Source organism: Allochromatium warmingii, assembly GCF_900107145.1.
Classification (GTDB): domain Bacteria; phylum Pseudomonadota; class Gammaproteobacteria; order Chromatiales; family Chromatiaceae; genus Thermochromatium; species Thermochromatium warmingii.
Window position 1 is genome coordinate 13,176 of the sequence record NZ_FNOW01000039.1, and the last position, 15,614, is coordinate 28,789.

Genomic DNA, 15,614 nt, shown 5'->3' on the forward strand with positions numbered 1-15,614 from the left:
ACACTATAAAATACGAAATATAACGTGAAAAAACTGTATTTAATCGGCATGGGGCCAGGCAGCCCGGACTATTTGACCGTTCAAGCTATTGAAACGCTGAAGCGGGTCGATGTGTTTTTTATGCTGGAAAAGGACGGGCGCGGCAAACACGAATTGCTTCAGATGCGTCATGCCATCTTGAAACACTATCTCGGCGATAGCGGGTATCGTGTGGTGACGGCGACCAGCCCCGAGCGGCGCACCCTGCCCGACGGCTATCAGGAAACAGTGCGGGCATGGCATAACACGAAGCGAGAACTCTTCGCCCATCTCCTCGCTGAAGAATTAGCGGACGGACAAACCGGCGGGCTGCTGCTGTGGGGCGATCCGGCGCTCTACGATCAAACCGTGACCATGATCGCTGAGTTAGCCGAAGCAGCGGCCGGGGCGTTGGAATTTGAGATCATCCCCGGCATCACTTCGGTGCAGGTGCTGACGGCCAAGCACAAGATTCCGCTCAATCGCGTCGGCGAGTCCATCACCATCACCACGGGTCGTCATGTCGAGCACTGCGATCCATCGGAGATCGATAACGCGGTCGTGATGCTCGATTACAACGCTTCGTTTCAGCGGTTCACCGATCAAAACATGGATGTCTACTGGGGCGGCTATCTGGGCTGCGCTGATGAGGTGCTGATCTCCGGGCCGGTCGATAGCGTGTGCGACGAACTCTTACAGACAAAAGCCCGTGTCCGTGAAGCCAAAGGCTGGCTGCTGGATATTTATTTGCTCCGCCGTCGCCGCGACGACGAGGCGTCTTAAACCGCGCCCGAGCGCCACGCATCACGCGCAAATAAGCGTTGATAATTTTCGGCGATGACTGCGGACAGGTGCTCAACCGTCATGCCGCGCACCTCAGCGACACAGGCAGCAATCAGCGGTAGATAGGTCGGCGCATTGGGTTTGCCGCGATGCGGTGCCGGGGCAAGATAGGGCGCATCGGTTTCGATCAGCAGGCGATCTAGCGGCACCTGACGCGCCACCTCACGCAGCGCATCGGCGCTTTTGAAAGTGACGATCCCAGAAAACGATACATAAAACCCCAGATCCAGCCCTGCACGCGCCGTCGGCCAATCCTCGCTAAAACAATGCAGCACGCCGCCGACGGCCGCCGCGTCTTCTTCACGCAACAGGCGCAGGGTGTCGGTGCGGGCGTCGCGGGTGTGAATAATCAATGGCTTACCGCAAGCACGCGCAGCGGCGATGTGGGTGCGAAACCGCGCCTGCTGCACTGCTGGATCGCCGTGTTCGAGACGGTAATAATCCAATCCGGTCTCACCAATCGCCACAACACGCGGATCGGCGGCCAACTCTAGCAGCCGCTCAAGGCTCGGATCTTCCCCTTCGCGTTCGTTGGGATGAACACCGACAGTGACATCAATCTCGGAATAGGGATCGACTAGCCGCCGCATCGCGGGATAGGCCTCCAGATCAATGCCAACGCAGAGCATCCGGCGCACGCCGACCGCTGCACACGCTTGCAATAGACCGCCCAAATCTTGGCCATAGGGTGCGAGATCGACGCGATCAAGATGACAGTGTGAATCAATGAGCATGAGTGTTTTTTTAAGGCGATTTCTGGGAAAGATGTTATTGAGATCAACGATTTAAATTAGACAGGATTAACAAGATTTCGCAGGATGCACAGGATATAAATTATTGTTTTTCCTGTTAATCTTGAGCAATTCTGTAAATCCTGTCTATTTACGATCTTCCATTAGAAAATTGCCTAAAACAGTCCGGTTGATAAATAACGGTCGCCACGGTCGCAGATGATGACGACAATCACCGCATCCTCGACCTCGGCGGCCAGTTGCAGCGCCGCCGCAACCGCGCCGCCAGAAGAAACGCCGGCAAAAATCCCCTCACGAGCCGCCAGTTCGCGGGTCATCTGCTCGGCGACAGTTTGCGAGATGTCGATGATCCGATCCACACCTGCCGGATCATAAATGCGCGGCAGATACGCCTGCGGCCAGCGCCGAATGCCGGGGATATTCGACCCTTCATCCGGCTGCACGCCGATAATGTGCACCGCTGGCTGTTGTTCTTTGAGATAACGCCCGGTGCCCATGATGGTGCCAGTGGTGCCCATCGCGCTGACAAAATGGGTCACGCGCCCCTGGGTTTCGCTCCAGATTTCGGGGCCAGTGGTCGCATAGTGCGCGGCGGGATTATCGGGATTAGAGAATTGATCGAGCCGATAGCCTTCGCCGCGTGCTTCCATTTCGAGCGCGGCATCAATCGCTGCTTCCATGCTGCCAGCTTTCGGTGTGAGCACGATTTCAGCGCCAAACGCCCGCATCGCGCCCTGCCGCTCAATGCTCATGTGCTCGGGCATAATCAGACGCATTCGATAGCCCTTGATTGCAGCGGCCATCGCCAACGCAATGCCGGTATTGCCGCTGGTGGCCTCAATCAGCGTATCGCCGGGACGAATCAGGCCGCGTTCTTCGGCACAACGGATCATATTCAGCGCCGGACGATCCTTGACCGAACCGGCGGGATTATGACCTTCGAGTTTAGCCAGCAGTTGATTGCGGCCCATTCCGGGCAGGCGCTGCAATCGCACCAGCGGCGTGCGACCGACGCATGATTCAATGGTTGGATGAGTCATTTTGATTATCTGATTCCAATTTCGTTACTCAACCCACCAGCTCAAGCTGATGGGTTGAAGTGGTAGTGCCATAATTTATAGGAAAGCAGCTTCGTGCGCCGCCAGATGCCATGACGCGGATCGAGTTCGATATGCGATAGCGAAATTCTGCGTTCCAGAAGGCATCGCACCTGACCTGACCTTAAATCAATCCATGCCGACTGGCTACACGCCGTATATTTTGCAGCGCAGCAATCAGCTCTGCTACCAACTCACGCGCTTGCTCAGGCTCCATCTCAGGCAACCGTTGCACAGCTAAGGCCAGCGTATCCGGTAATCCGAGAATCTCTACTTCAGCCTTCTTGCGCTCAAAGTCACGACGCTTTTCTAGCCACTTAGCCACCTCAGCTTTTTCCGCATCAGACAAGGCCGCTTCAGCCCGTTCGTTTAACTGCCCTGTGATCAGATTCGCTGAACCGACGAGGGTTGGTTTAGCGCGTCCCAACTGTGCATCAGGAAGTGATTTCACAAGCTGTACATTGTTGCCACGTAGACGAAAATGCATGATTTTTAACCTCGGTTAAGCGTTCGGTATGATGATCATAGCCAAAAATAAACCGTTACTGCAAAAGTCATTTTTATGAAATCATGTTGACTTAAACCAACGTTGCTGCGGTCTAATGCCTTTCAGTCTGGTCTGCGCTTTTGCGGATAATGGCGTGATCGCGGCGGCTGGCAGCTAACCACTCACCGCTATAAGCTCACCGCTTCCCATCACTGTAGGTCTATCCCGTGAGTTTTCTCGACAAAATTCGTGCTTGTAATGCGTGGAATCCCGCTGATTTTGTGCCGCTATGGCTTGACGGAGCGCGGGTTGGTTGGATGCGCCGCTCGGCTTGCGACCTGCTACGCCGCTGGCCAGAACAGTTTCAGGTCGAGCCGGAAGGTGTAACTTGGAGCGGCGCACCGCCGACCTTTGACGCCCGCACGGCAGTGCTGGATACCCTCTGCGCACAGTTAATCGCAGACGGCGTTGTCAGCCACTTGCACAGCGAACGCTATCCGCTGACAGCCAGCAGCCGCGAGCAGGCCGTTTGTCTGCTTGATCGCGCCTGTGCGCCCTTTTTTGGGGCGCGAGCGTTCGGCCAGCATCTCAACGGCTATGTCCGCACCGCGCACGGGATCGAAATGTGGATCGGGCGGCGGGCGGCGGATCGGCGGCATTATCCGCTGCATCTGGATAATCTGGTCGCCGGTGGACTCCCGCACGGGCTGAGTCTGATAGATAATCTGCGCAAGGAATGCGCCGAGGAAGCGGGCATCCCGCGTGCGCTGGCCGATCAAGCCGTCGCAGTCGGAGCCATTACCTATTGCCGCGAGGCGGCAGCGGGGCTGAAGCCAGATGTCATGTATTGCTATGATCTGGAACTGCCCGCAGCCTTTGTGCCAGTCTGTACCGATGGTGAGGTTGAATCGTTTCAGCGACTGCCGCTCGCTGAGGTCGCGGCGCTGGTGCGCGAAACCGATGACTTTAAGCTCAACTGCAATCTGACCATCATCGATTTTTTAATCCGGCACGGCTTCATCACTCCCGACGAACCGGATTATCTGGAACTGCTGGCCGGCTTGCGCATACCACTGCCCTAAATCAAAAAAACCGAAACCGCTTCCCACGCTCCTGCCGCCTGATCCCATCCACATTGCCCACGCATAACGCAGTCTTCAAACCCATGAGCCACACCACTCCCCCTCAGCGCCGCCAAACTTTGCCTGTGACCGTCGGGTCAATGACCATCGGCGGCGGTGCGCCGGTCGTCGTCCAGTCGATGACTAATACCGACACCGCCGATATCGCTGCGACCGTCCAGCAGATTGCCGACCTTGCCCGCGCCGGTTCGGAACTGGTGCGCCTGACGGTTAATCACGAATCCGCCGCCCAAGCCGTGCCCGCGATCCGCGAGGCGCTCGATGCGCAGGGTTGTCATGTCCCGCTGGTGGGTGATTTCCATTTTAATGGCCATCGACTGCTAACCGATTATCCCGAGTGCGCACTGGCGCTGGCTAAATATCGCATCAATCCGGGCAATGTCGGTAAGGGCGAAAAAAAAGACAGTCAATTCGCCACCATGATCGAGCTGGCCTGCCGTTATGACCGTCCGGTGCGCATCGGCGTGAACTGGGGCAGCTTAGATCAAGAAATCGTCGCCCGCATGATGGATGCCAACGCTCGCCTTGCCCAGCCGCAAGACAGTGGCCAAATCATGTACGAGGCGATGGTCGAATCGGCGATTTCCAGCGCCGAACGCGCCGAGCAACTCGGTCTGGCCCGCGATCACATCATTCTGTCGTGCAAAATGAGCGGGGTGCAGGATTTAATCCGCGTCTATCGGCTGCTGGCAGCGCGGGGCAACTATGCGCTGCATCTCGGGCTGACTGAAGCGGGTATGGGATCAAAAGGGATCGTTGCCTCGACCGCCGCGCTCGCGGTGTTGCTACAAGAAGGCATCGGCGACACGATTCGCGTCTCGCTCACCCCCGAGCCGGGCGAATCGCGCACCCGTGAGGTCGTGGTTGCGCAGGAAATTCTGCAATCAATGGGGTTGCGTTCCTTTGCGCCGATGGTCACGGCCTGTCCGGGCTGCGGGCGCACGACGAGCGATACCTTTCAGCATCTCGCCAAAGATATTCAAACCTATCTGCGCGAACAGATGCCGGTTTGGCGCACCCAGTATCCGGGCATTGAAACCATGCAGGTCGCGGTGATGGGCTGTGTCGTCAACGGCCCCGGCGAGAGCAAGCACGCCAATATTGGTATCAGTTTGCCCGGAAGTGGTGAGCGGCCAGCCGCGCCGGTGTATATCGATGGCGAAAAAGTCGCCACACTCAAGGGCGAGGGTATTGCCGAGCAGTTTAAGCGGATGGTTGATGACTATATCGCGGCGCGTTATGGGCAGTAGGGTGTAGCGGGTTAGCGCGTCTGTCGCGTCCTGTGCGGGATGCGACAGATTACCAACACGCCAGCGCCCCCCGCGCCCCCCGACCGTAGTAGAATGGTTCGCTTAACTGCCGAGTGTTCATCCTTTTACGATCATCGAGCCGATCCATGACCCAGTTGCAAAACGACACCTTTCTCCGCGCCCTGCTGCGTGAACCTGTTGCTTACACGCCTGTGTGGATGATGCGCCAAGCCGGACGCTATCTGCCTGAGTACCGCGCCACCCGCGCTAAAGCGGGCAGTTTCATGGATCTGTGCAAGAATCCAGAACTGGCCTGTGAGGTCACGCTGCAACCGCTCGACCGCTATCCGCTCGATGCCGCGATTCTGTTTTCTGACATCCTGACCGTGCCGGATGCGATGGGTTTGGGGCTGTATTTTTCCGAGGGCGAGGGGCCGCATTTTGAGCGCCCAGTGCGCACGGCAGCCGATGTCGAGCAGTTGCCGATTCCCGATCCCGAGGGCGAGCTGAAGTATGTGATGGACGCCGTTTCGACGATTCGCGGGGCGCTTAATGGGCGGGTGCCGCTGATTGGTTTTTCGGGCAGTCCCTGGACGCTGGCGACCTATATGGTCGAGGGCGGCGGGAGCAAGAATTTCTCTAAAATCAAGGCGATGATGTTCGATCAACCGGCGCTGCTGCATCGGTTATTGGAAAAAGTCGCCGCTTCGGTGACGAGTTATCTCAATGCGCAGGTGGCTCGCGGTGCGCAGGCGACGATGATTTTCGATACTTGGGGCGGTTCGCTGGCTCCGGCGAATTATCGTGAGTTTTCATTGGCTTATATGCAGCGCGTGGTCGAAGGGCTGACCCGCGAGGCCGAAGGTCGGAAGGTGCCGGTGATTCTGTTTACGAAGAATGGCGGGCAGTGGCTGGGTGATATGGCCAAAACCGGCTGTGATGCGCTGGGTGTTGATTGGACGACTGATCTGGCTGATGCGCGGCGGATGGTTGCAGATCGCGTGGCGCTGCAAGGCAATATGGATCCATGCACGCTTTATGCCTCGCCAGAGCGCATCCGCGAGGAAGTGGCGCGGGTGCTGGCCAGTTATGGGCCGGGGTCGGGGCATGTGTTTAATCTCGGGCATGGTATTACGCCCGATGTTGACCCCGAGCGTCCGGCGGCGATGATCGCGGCAGTGCATGAGTTGAGCCGCGCTTATCACGCTTAATCGCGCAGTCTTCTGGTGGCGAAGCGCCAGCTTCGTCACCGAAAAATAAGCCGCTGAAAACGCGGAAAAACGCGGAAAGCTAATCTGCTATAAATCCCGCGCCAGCTTCGTCACCGGCACATCCCAAATCCCATCCGCTACGGAACCTTGCGCACCGACGGCTGAACCAATGCCGTGCGTCGGGCGCTGTCAAGATTTTTCCTGCATTCTCTGCGCCGAGTGCGTCATACTCAGTTTATGGACTTAACGCGGCGCTCGTGCTCCCACAGCGATCGATTATTCGGCGTGCGCGGTGTAAAACCTGAAAATTAGAGGGTTTGTTGCAGATGAACGTCATCGAAATCCAAGAAACCGGCGGCCCCGAGGTGTTGCGGCTGGTCGAACGTCCGCAACCGACATTAACCAGCCCCGAAGCACTATTGATTCGCGTCGCTGCGGCGGGTGTTAACCCTATTGATACCAAAATCCGTCAGCGCGGGCCGATGCTCCCCGCTGGGTTGCCGACGGTGCTCGGTTGCGATGGGGCCGGAGTGGTCGAGGCTGTGGGGGCGAATGTGACCCGTTTTCAGCCGGGTGATGCGGTTTGGTGGTGTCATGGTGGGCTGGGCGGGGCGGCGGGCAATTATGCTGAATATCGCGTGATCGATCAGCACTGGGTACACGCTAAACCGCAGACGCTGAGTCTGCTTGAAGCCGCTGCCGCGCCGCTGGTGTTATTGACTGCATGGGAGGCGTTGCACGACCGTGCGCGTATTGCTGACGGTCAACAGGTGCTGATTCATGCCGGTGCGGGTGGTGTCGGGCATGTGGCGATTCAGTTAGCGCGGCTCGCGGGGGCGCGGGTCGCCACCACGATTAGTAGTCCCGAAAAAGCGGCGCTGGCGCATGAGCTGGGCGCGGAGTTCTGTATCAATTATCACGATGAAGATGTTGTCGAAGCGGTGATGGACTGGACAGCAGGTCAGGGTGTCGCGGTGGCGCTCGATACCGTTGGCCCCGAGGTTTTTCGGCGCACGATTCCGGCGATGGCATACGCTGGCGATCTGGTGACCATTCTCGATCCCGGCCCAGAACTGGATCTGAAAGAAGCACGACTGCGCAATCTGCGGCTGAGTTTAGAATTGATGCTGACCCCAATGCTCCGCGAGCTGCCGCAAGCGCGGATGCATCAGGGCCAGATTCTGCATCGCTGTGCCGAATTGATTGATCGCGGTGAACTGCGGCTGCATGTCTCGCACACTTTTGAACTGGCAGCGGCGGCAGACGCGCATCGGCTGCTGGAACAGGGGCATGTGACCGGCAAGCTGGTGTTGGATCTGGAGCGCGACCGATGATGCGATTGAGATGGACGTGAACACCCTGCCAAGTTTAAAGCGCGTGCGTGTGGCGCTGTTGTCGGATACGCATGGCGCACTGGATGCGCGGGTGCGCGAGATCGTTGATGACTGTGATCTGGCGCTACACGCGGGCGATATCGGTCATGCGGCGATTTTGTCGCAGCTTCAGCCGCGCTTGGGGCGGGTGTTGGCCGTTTTTGGTAATAATGATGTGGCGCGTAAATGGCCAGAGGAAGATCGTCGGCTGTTGGTGCATCTGCCGGAGTGGTTAGCGCAGCCGCTGCCCGGCGGGACGCTGGCGCTGATTCATGGACATCAACTTCCGGCACGTCAGCGTCATGCACTGTTGCGAGCACGCTTTCCCGAGGCGCGGGCGATTGTCTACGGCCACAGTCATCAGTTAGAAGTCGATCTCGATGCACGACCCTGGGTGCTCAACCCAGGGGCAGCGGGGCGGTCGCGCACCCACGGCGGGCCGTCCTGTCTAGTGCTGAGTGCCGATGCCGATGAATGGCGCGTTGAAAGCTACCGCTTTCCGCTCTCGGTGCCAAAACGGGGAGTGCGCTACACTGCGCGGCATGAACACGCCCAACCTCTCCCCAAGCCGCGCATTAGTCAAACCGCCCAAATCCCTGCTCCGCCAAGTCGGGCGGGCCATCGCTGATTTCCGCATGATCGGGGAGGGCGACCGCATCCTCCTCGGCGTCTCCGGCGGCAAAGATTCGCTCTCATTGCTTCAGATTTTGGCCCATCTGCGCACCTATGCGCCGGTGCGATTTGAGCTGGCCGTACTCACCGTTGATCCCGAAGTACCGGGCTATGATCCGCAGCGCCTGAAGGATTATTACGATCAACTCGGCCTAAGATGGCATTATGAACAGCAGCCGTTATTAGAACAGGCCAAAACGCACATGGACGGCGATTCATTTTGCGCCTATTGCTCGCGGATGAAGCGCGGCATCATGTACCGCCTGTGCCGCGAACATGGCTATAACGTGCTGGCATTAGGCCAGCATCTCGACGATCTGGCCGAAAGTTTGCTGATGTCGCTGTTTCACGGCGGTCAGTTGCGCACGATGAAAGCGCACTATCGCAATCAAGATGGCGACGTGCGCATCATTCGCCCACTGGTGTACTGCCGCGAGCGCCAAACCGCTGAGTTTGCCCGTCGCGCCGCGCTGCCGGTGATCCCTGATTCCTGCCCCGCTTGTTTTACGCTACCGACGCGCCGCGAGCAGATGAAAGCCTTGCTCGCCCGCGAAGAAGCCGCGCACAGCACGCTATTTTCTAGCATTCTCCATGCGTTGAAGCCGATTATGGTTGAGGGGGAATTACCGCAGCCGGGGCGCAGGGATGTGTGATGGGGGTTTTGGTCGCTCAGTGCGTATTTAGCAATTTGACGCTTCAGCAATCGCCGCCCGATACAGCTCAACATACCGGCGGGCGCTCGATTCCCAACTGAAATCCTGCCCCATACCAGTCACGGCCAAACGTCGCCACGCCTCGGGCTGTTCACGGTATAACCAGATCGCGTGCCGCACCGCGCCAAGCAGCGCCGCTGGGGTCGGCTCATCGAACACAAAGCCGGTTGCAGTTCCCTGTGCTAAGTTCTCGGCGGTCGCCGGTACCACCGTATCAACCAACCCGCCGGTGCGATGGACAATCGGCGGCGTACCGTAGCGCAGGCTATAAATCTGGTTCAGACCGCATGGCTCAAAGCGCGAGGGCATCAAAAACGCATCACAGCCCGCTTCGATGCGATGGGCGCGGGTCTCGTCATAGCCGACGAACACGCCGATCTGACGCGGATTGCTCGCCGCAAGATCTAATAATACCTGCTCACTGCGTCGCTCCCCGGAGGCGAGAATCATCACTTGCACACGCGGATCTTGCAGCAATTCGGGCAGAATCGCCTGAATCAAATCCACGCCCTTTTGTTCCACCAAGCGCCCGACATAGCCGAGCACGAAGGCATCTTCACTGCGCGGCAAGCCGAGTTCGCGTTGCACATCGAGTTTGTTTTCGGTCTTGAGTCCGAAGCGTTCGGCGTCATAGTTCTGGAGAATCAGCGGATCGCTGGTCGGATTCCAGACTTGATAATCGATGCCGTTCAAGATTCCGCTAAAACGCGGCCCGATCTGGCGCAACAGCCCATCGAGTCCACAGCCAAACCGCGCCGTGCGCACTTCTTCGGCATAGGTTGGACTGACGGTGTTGATGCGCTCAGAAAACACGATGCCGCCTTTGATAAATGACAGGCGCTGATGAAATTCCAGTCCCGCGAGATTCCAGAGCGTCGGCGGCAGTTCGAGACGCTCAAAGGTGGCGCGATCAAACAGCCCTTGATAGGCCAGATTGTGAATCGTGAACACCCGCGCCGGTGACCAGGGCGCATCCTGCAATAGGGTCGGAGCCAATCCGGTTTGCCAGTCGTTGCCGTGAAATACATCCGGTCGCCAGCCAATCGCGGCGATGCCCTGCGCTATCAGCGCCAGCACGCGACAAAACAGCAAAAAACGGTCAGGATTGTCCCCCCAATCGCGGCCAGTCGGATCACAGTATGGATTGCCTTCGCGGGCAAAATAATCCGGTGCATCAACAAGATACACGGGCACATCCTGATCGGGATGGCGACCCTCGACCAGCCGCACAGTATTTCGATAGCCGGGCAGCCGGATTTCACCTAGGGGTTTGGGTTCGCGCACCTGACGCAACGCCAGCGGATAGCCCGGAATGACCAGCCGCGCATCGTGTCCTAGTTGACGCAATGCGGCGGGTAAACTGGCAGCAACATCGGCCAGCCCGCCGGTTTTGATGAGAGGATGCGCCTCGCTGCTGGCGACGAGGATGCGCAAACGCTCCGGCTCAAGGGCTGGAAAAGCAAAGGGGTTGATTGACGACTCCATGCGGTGTGTTTCGTTCTCGGCGCAGTGGCGCGGGCGGCCAGAGGTGAAGGGAGCAAGACCCGATGAAAGACAGCACGTTAGCATATTTGTTTTGTATCGAGGTAACGGCTAGATGATCGATCCCTGCACACTGTTGATCTTTGGGGCCACCGGCAATTTAGCCGCCTACAAGCTGCTACCGGCGCTCTATCAGCTCGAAGCGGCGGCGCGACTGCCAGCGGCCAGCCGCGTGGTCGGGTTCGGGCGGCGGGCTTGGTCGGATGAGGACTGGCGCGAACAGGTCGCGGCATTGCTGACTGAACGGCTCGCGGCACGCTTGGATCCAGCGATTCTGGCGCGGCTGTTACAACGCTTGCATTTTGTGAGCGGCGATCTGGAACGCGCCGAGGATTTCGCGCCGCTGGCGGCTCGGCTACGTGGGGCTGAGGGATTTCCCACCAATCGCCTGACCTATCTCGCCGTCGCGCCGCATCATTACGCCACCATCATCGAGGCGCTGGCCGCGCACAATCTCCATCTCGAAGATGGCGGCTGGTCGCGGCTGGTGGTTGAAAAACCGTTTGGCTTTGATTTGGAAAGCGCCAACATTCTCGACCGCCAATTGCGCCGCCGTTTTGATGAAGCGCAGCTCTATCGCATCGATCATTATCTCGGCAAAAGCACGGTGCAGAATATTCTCGTATTCCGCTTTGCCAATCTGCTGCTCGAACCGCTGTGGAACCGCAATTACATCGACCATGTGCAAATCACGCACGCCGAATCACGCGGGATTGAGGATCGCGCTGGCTTTTACGATGGGGTCGGAGCCATGCGCGATATGATCCAGAGTCATCTATTACAGATGCTGGCGCTGGTCGCAATGGAACCGCCGCCGAGTTTAGATGCTGAGGCATTACGCGATGAAAAAGTAAAGGTGTTGCGCTCTATCCGCCCGATTCCGCGTGAGGCGGTTCATGCGCAGGCATTCCGCGCCCAATACGGGCCGGGGCGAGCGGGCGATCAGCAGCTCGCTGGTTATCTGAACGAATCCGGCATCGACCACCGCAGCACCACGGAAACCTATGCCGCGCTCAAGCTTTATATTGATAATTGGCGCTGGCGCAATGTGCCGTTTTATTTGCGCACTGGCAAACGGCTCGGTCAAACTAATTCCTTGATTGCGATTCGTTTTAAACATCCGCCGCAGCGATTATTTCAAGCAACGGCCATTGAACGGCTCGAACCGAATTGGCTACTGCTGAATATTCAGCCGCATGAATGTATGCGCTTTGAAATTCAGGTTAAACCGCCAGGGCTGGAATTGCGCACTCAAACTGAATATATGGATGCCAGCAGTTGTGCGCTCCCGCCGGAGCATATTGATGCGTATGAGGCGCTGATTCTTGATGCGATTGAAGGCGATCACACGCATTTTCTGCGCTATGACGAGGTGGACTGGGCGTGGCGGGTGGTCGATCCAGTGCTCAAACTCTGGGCGACAGAGCGCGAATTTATTCATACCTATCCAGCCGGTTCTTGGGGGCCGGTGGAAGCTAATCGGCTGTTTGATCGTGAAGATCAAGCATGGCGCAATGGGTTGTAACACGCAGGTTGAATTTGGGATGAGTTGAGCGTTTAGCAGCGGTCGCGACGGCGATATTCTGACAAAGCCCAGCCGTCGCGGTACCATTTCTGCAATTTAAAATACGCATCGAGATCACACCGCTTGAAACACTGGCTCTGGCTTTCACTGGCAATCCTCGCACTGGATCAAGCCAGCAAATGGATGGTGCTTTTGGCGCTTGAACCCTATGAGGTCATCGCCCTGTTGCCCAATCTCAACCTCACGCTCATGTTTAACGAAGGGGCCGCTTTCAGCTTTTTAGCCGCTGCTGGCGGCTGGCAACGTTGGTTCTTTGTAGTGCTCGCGCTGAGTGTCAGCGGGGTGCTAATCGGTTGGTTGCTCCGCCTGCCTAGCAGCGAGCGCCTCAATGCCGCTGCGCTCGCGCTCATCATCGGCGGCGCTGTCGGCAATCTCATCGACCGCGCTCTGCTTGGGCATGTGGTTGATTTTATTCAAGTCTATCTGCCGATTATTCCGCTGGCGATCTTCAACCCCTGGCCCGCTTTCAACATTGCTGACAGTGCCATTACTGTCGGTGTGGTGTTGCTGCTGATCGCTACGTTGACAAGCGAGCCATCGCGTCCCGCTCAGGATGTGCATTAAGGTGAAAAAATCCGAGATTAGCGGCTGAAAGCTGGTAGCTGGAGGCTCAAAGCTGAACCAACCATCCGAGACCCCTCATGTCAAACGCTGCCGATTCCGCCGAGCCGTTAGCTCTATTGCCTGAGTTTATGGACAGCTCGCGCCAACGCGCACTTCAAGTGCGTGAGGTGCGCATTGCGTTAGCGAAGCTCGAAGCCGATGTCGCCTATTTTCAAGCGCGGCTCGAGTTAATCGGCGAGCTAACCAGCAATCATCGCCTTGCGCAACGCAAACTGTTTACGCTGTTGCATAAAGCCGTGGCCAGACAAATCCTCGACACCAAGCACCAGCATCCCGATCTGCATTGACGCTAAAACCAAAGCGGCAGCCGATTCCAAGACCTGTCCGGCGATCCTATGCCACAATCGCCCTCCAAGCTGCGTCAGCCCTGACGTGGCGTGAAACAGTGTGTATTCAATCTGAAACCGTTATGACACTCCTCGTGCGCTGATTAGCGTGCGGTGTCGCAGTCTATCCCGCTGTGGACGGGCGCGGTTTGACCTCAGGATCTAAGCATGTCCAATAGCATTCGTATCGCCACCCGCAAATCCCCGCTGGCCCTGTGGCAGGCCGAGCATGTCACCGCTCGCCTCAAGGCGCTCTATCCCGATCTGATCGTTGAGATCATCGGCATGACGACGAAGGGCGATCAATTGCTTGATTCGCCGTTGTCGAAAGTCGGCGGCAAGGGCTTATTTGTCAAAGAGTTAGAGCAGGGAATGCTGGCCGGTGAAGCGGATATTGCCGTGCATTCTATGAAAGATGTACCGGTCGAGTTCCCCGAAGGGCTGCATCTGGCCGTCATCATGGAGCGTGAAAATCCTTATGACGCCTTTGTCTCCAATACCTATGCCAGTCTCGCCGAACTGCCTGAAGGCGCCTGTGTCGGCACATCGAGTCTGCGCCGTCAATGTCAGCTCGCCGACCGCCGCCCCGATCTGCGCATTGAGCCGTTGCGCGGCAATGTTAATACGCGCTTAGCCAAGCTCGATGCTGGTGAGTATGACGCGATCATTCTCGCCGCCGCTGGGTTGATTCGGCTTGGTTTCGAGTCGCGCATCCGCGATTGCATCGCGCCGGTTGATTCGCTGCCGGCGATTGGTCAGGGCGCAATTGGCATTGAGTGCCGGATTGACGATGCGCGAGTGCAACAGCTCATCGCGCCGTTAGCTGACCGCGATACCACTGACCGCGTGCTGGCAGAACGGGCGATGAATGCGCGGCTCAATGGCGGCTGTCAGGTGCCGATTGGCGGTCATGCGGTGCTCGACGGCGAGCTGTTGACGCTCAAAGGCTTGGTCGGGACGACCGATGGTTCGCGCATTCTGCGGGCTGAGGCCAGCGGGCCGCGCACTGAGGCCGAAGCGATTGGCGTGCGTGTTGCCGATGCGCTACTCGGTCAGGGCGCAGATGCCATCCTGAGCGCACTGATGGGACATTGAGCCATGCCCACGCCTGCCGATCTTGCTGGTCGCGGCGTGTTGGTGACCCGCCCCGCTGGTCAGGCCGAGCCACTGTGCCGCCTGATCGAAGCGGCGGGCGGATGTGCCATCCGTTTTCCGACCATTGCTATTGAGCCAACGCATGATCCCGAAGCGCGGGCGCGGTTGGCTGAATCCTGGGATCTACTCTATTGCGTCAGCCCGAATGCCGTTGAACAGGCGCTGGCGCTGGTCACCGATGGACGCTGGCCGCGTGTAGCGCAGTTAGCAGCCGTTGGGCGCGGTACCGCCCGTGCGCTCGAAGCGGCTGGCCGTGCGCCCGATCTGGTGCCCAATGCTCGCTACGAAAGCGAAGCCTTGTTAGCCATGCCGGAGCTGGCCGACATGCGCGGACGGCGGGTGCTGATTGTGCGCGGTGAGGGCGGGCGCGGGCTGTTTGCGCAGACGATGACTGAGCGCGGCGCTGAGGTGCAGTTTGCTGAGGTCTATCGGCGCGTGCGTCCAGTGGTCGCGGTTGCGCCATTGCTGGCCCGCTGGCGCGAAGATGTGGCCTGCGTGATGGCGACCAGTGATGAAGTGTTGCTGAATTTGGTCGCCATGCTCGGTCAAGATGGACGCGCTGATTTGCTGGCAACGCCGTTAGTGGTTATCGCCGAGCGCACCGCGCAGACAGCGCGTGATTTGGGATTTCAGACCATTCGGGTGGCGGAACGCGCTGCCGATGAGTCGATTGTACAGGCGGTGTGTGAGTTAATCGTTTGAGTGTCGGGAACTGATGACGAAGCTAATTGTCAAGTCCCGCGAGATTATAGACACGCTTTTTGAAGCGTTCGGGGCATTGTTGTTGCCAGTCCTTGAGTGCTTGAATCGGCGCGATGTGTCCG

The 15,614-nt window shown here is 58.2% G+C and carries 16 protein-coding genes; 12 read left to right on the forward strand and 4 right to left on the reverse strand.

Annotation, left to right across the window (positions count from 1 at the left end; translation table 11 throughout):
* Positions 1-24 precede the first annotated feature (24 nt).
* Positions 25-801: a precorrin-6A synthase (deacetylating) gene (gene cobF / locus BLW10_RS10900; RefSeq protein ID WP_091334653.1), complete on the forward strand. Its 777-nt coding sequence runs from the start codon at positions 25-27 to the stop codon at positions 799-801.
* Here the strand turns inward: cobF and BLW10_RS10905 are convergent.
* From BLW10_RS10905 to BLW10_RS10915, 3 genes are all read right to left on the reverse strand, one after another.
* Positions 798-1,595, reverse strand: coding sequence for a TatD family hydrolase (locus tag BLW10_RS10905; RefSeq protein ID WP_091334655.1), 798 nt, complete (start codon positions 1,593-1,595; stop codon positions 798-800). The genes cobF and BLW10_RS10905 overlap by 4 nt on opposite strands.
* Before the next feature lie 173 nt (positions 1,596-1,768).
* The gene (gene cysM, locus BLW10_RS10910; RefSeq protein ID WP_091334657.1) at positions 1,769-2,653 is read right to left on the reverse strand and encodes a cysteine synthase CysM; all 885 of its coding nucleotides are present in this window, start codon (positions 2,651-2,653) and stop codon (positions 1,769-1,771) included.
* A 181-nt stretch (positions 2,654-2,834) separates the two neighbouring features.
* Positions 2,835-3,197 (reverse strand): hypothetical protein, encoded by a 363-nt coding sequence (locus BLW10_RS10915; RefSeq protein ID WP_091334659.1) that lies wholly within the window; start codon positions 3,195-3,197, stop codon positions 2,835-2,837.
* A gap of 227 nt (positions 3,198-3,424) precedes the next feature.
* Here BLW10_RS10915 and BLW10_RS10920 point away from each other — a divergent pair, with 227 nt between their 5' ends.
* The 6 genes from BLW10_RS10920 to BLW10_RS10945 all read left to right on the forward strand — a co-directional run bounded on the left by BLW10_RS10920 (position 3,425) and on the right by BLW10_RS10945 (position 9,498).
* Positions 3,425-4,279 (forward strand): DUF4743 domain-containing protein, encoded by an 855-nt coding sequence (locus BLW10_RS10920; RefSeq protein ID WP_091334661.1) that lies wholly within the window; start codon positions 3,425-3,427, stop codon positions 4,277-4,279.
* An 83-nt stretch (positions 4,280-4,362) separates the two neighbouring features.
* Positions 4,363-5,589, forward strand: a complete 1,227-nt coding sequence (ispG, locus tag BLW10_RS10925) for a flavodoxin-dependent (E)-4-hydroxy-3-methylbut-2-enyl-diphosphate synthase (protein ID WP_091334663.1) — start codon at positions 4,363-4,365, stop codon at positions 5,587-5,589.
* Between the two features lie 146 nt (positions 5,590-5,735).
* On the forward strand, positions 5,736-6,800 hold the full coding sequence (hemE, locus tag BLW10_RS10930; protein ID WP_091334665.1) for a uroporphyrinogen decarboxylase: 1,065 nt from the start codon (positions 5,736-5,738) through the stop codon (positions 6,798-6,800).
* A 326-nt stretch (positions 6,801-7,126) separates the two neighbouring features.
* Positions 7,127-8,134, forward strand: a complete 1,008-nt coding sequence (locus tag BLW10_RS10935) for a zinc-dependent alcohol dehydrogenase family protein (protein WP_091334667.1) — start codon at positions 7,127-7,129, stop codon at positions 8,132-8,134.
* Positions 8,135-8,144: 10 nt separating this feature from the next.
* Positions 8,145-8,801 (forward strand): metallophosphoesterase family protein, encoded by a 657-nt coding sequence (locus BLW10_RS10940; RefSeq protein ID WP_177169058.1) that lies wholly within the window; start codon positions 8,145-8,147, stop codon positions 8,799-8,801.
* Positions 8,716-9,498 (forward strand): PP-loop family protein, encoded by a 783-nt coding sequence (locus BLW10_RS10945; protein ID WP_091334669.1) that lies wholly within the window; start codon positions 8,716-8,718, stop codon positions 9,496-9,498. The genes BLW10_RS10940 and BLW10_RS10945 overlap by 86 nt, the downstream gene beginning before the upstream one ends.
* A gap of 27 nt (positions 9,499-9,525) precedes the next feature.
* Here BLW10_RS10945 and glgA read toward each other — a convergent pair whose 3' ends face one another.
* Positions 9,526-11,043, reverse strand: a complete 1,518-nt coding sequence (glgA, locus tag BLW10_RS10950; protein WP_091334671.1) for a glycogen synthase GlgA — start codon at positions 11,041-11,043, stop codon at positions 9,526-9,528.
* 112 nt (positions 11,044-11,155) lie between these two features.
* On the opposite strand from glgA, the gene zwf reads away from it, so the two are divergent.
* The 5 genes from zwf to BLW10_RS10975 all read left to right on the forward strand — a co-directional run bounded on the left by zwf (position 11,156) and on the right by BLW10_RS10975 (position 15,492).
* Positions 11,156-12,625: a glucose-6-phosphate dehydrogenase gene (gene zwf / locus BLW10_RS10955; protein ID WP_091334673.1), complete on the forward strand. Its 1,470-nt coding sequence runs from the start codon at positions 11,156-11,158 to the stop codon at positions 12,623-12,625.
* 123 nt (positions 12,626-12,748) lie between these two features.
* Positions 12,749-13,249 (forward strand): signal peptidase II, encoded by a 501-nt coding sequence (gene lspA / locus BLW10_RS10960; RefSeq protein ID WP_091334675.1) that lies wholly within the window; start codon positions 12,749-12,751, stop codon positions 13,247-13,249.
* Positions 13,250-13,326: 77 nt separating this feature from the next.
* The gene (locus tag BLW10_RS10965) at positions 13,327-13,596 is read left to right on the forward strand and encodes a hypothetical protein (protein WP_245709339.1); all 270 of its coding nucleotides are present in this window, start codon (positions 13,327-13,329) and stop codon (positions 13,594-13,596) included.
* Positions 13,597-13,803: 207 nt separating this feature from the next.
* The gene (hemC, locus tag BLW10_RS10970) at positions 13,804-14,730 is read left to right on the forward strand and encodes a hydroxymethylbilane synthase (RefSeq protein ID WP_091334677.1); all 927 of its coding nucleotides are present in this window, start codon (positions 13,804-13,806) and stop codon (positions 14,728-14,730) included.
* 3 nt (positions 14,731-14,733) lie between these two features.
* On the forward strand, positions 14,734-15,492 hold the full coding sequence (locus tag BLW10_RS10975) for a uroporphyrinogen-III synthase (protein ID WP_091334679.1): 759 nt from the start codon (positions 14,734-14,736) through the stop codon (positions 15,490-15,492).
* The last annotated feature ends 122 nt before the right edge of the window (positions 15,493-15,614 follow it).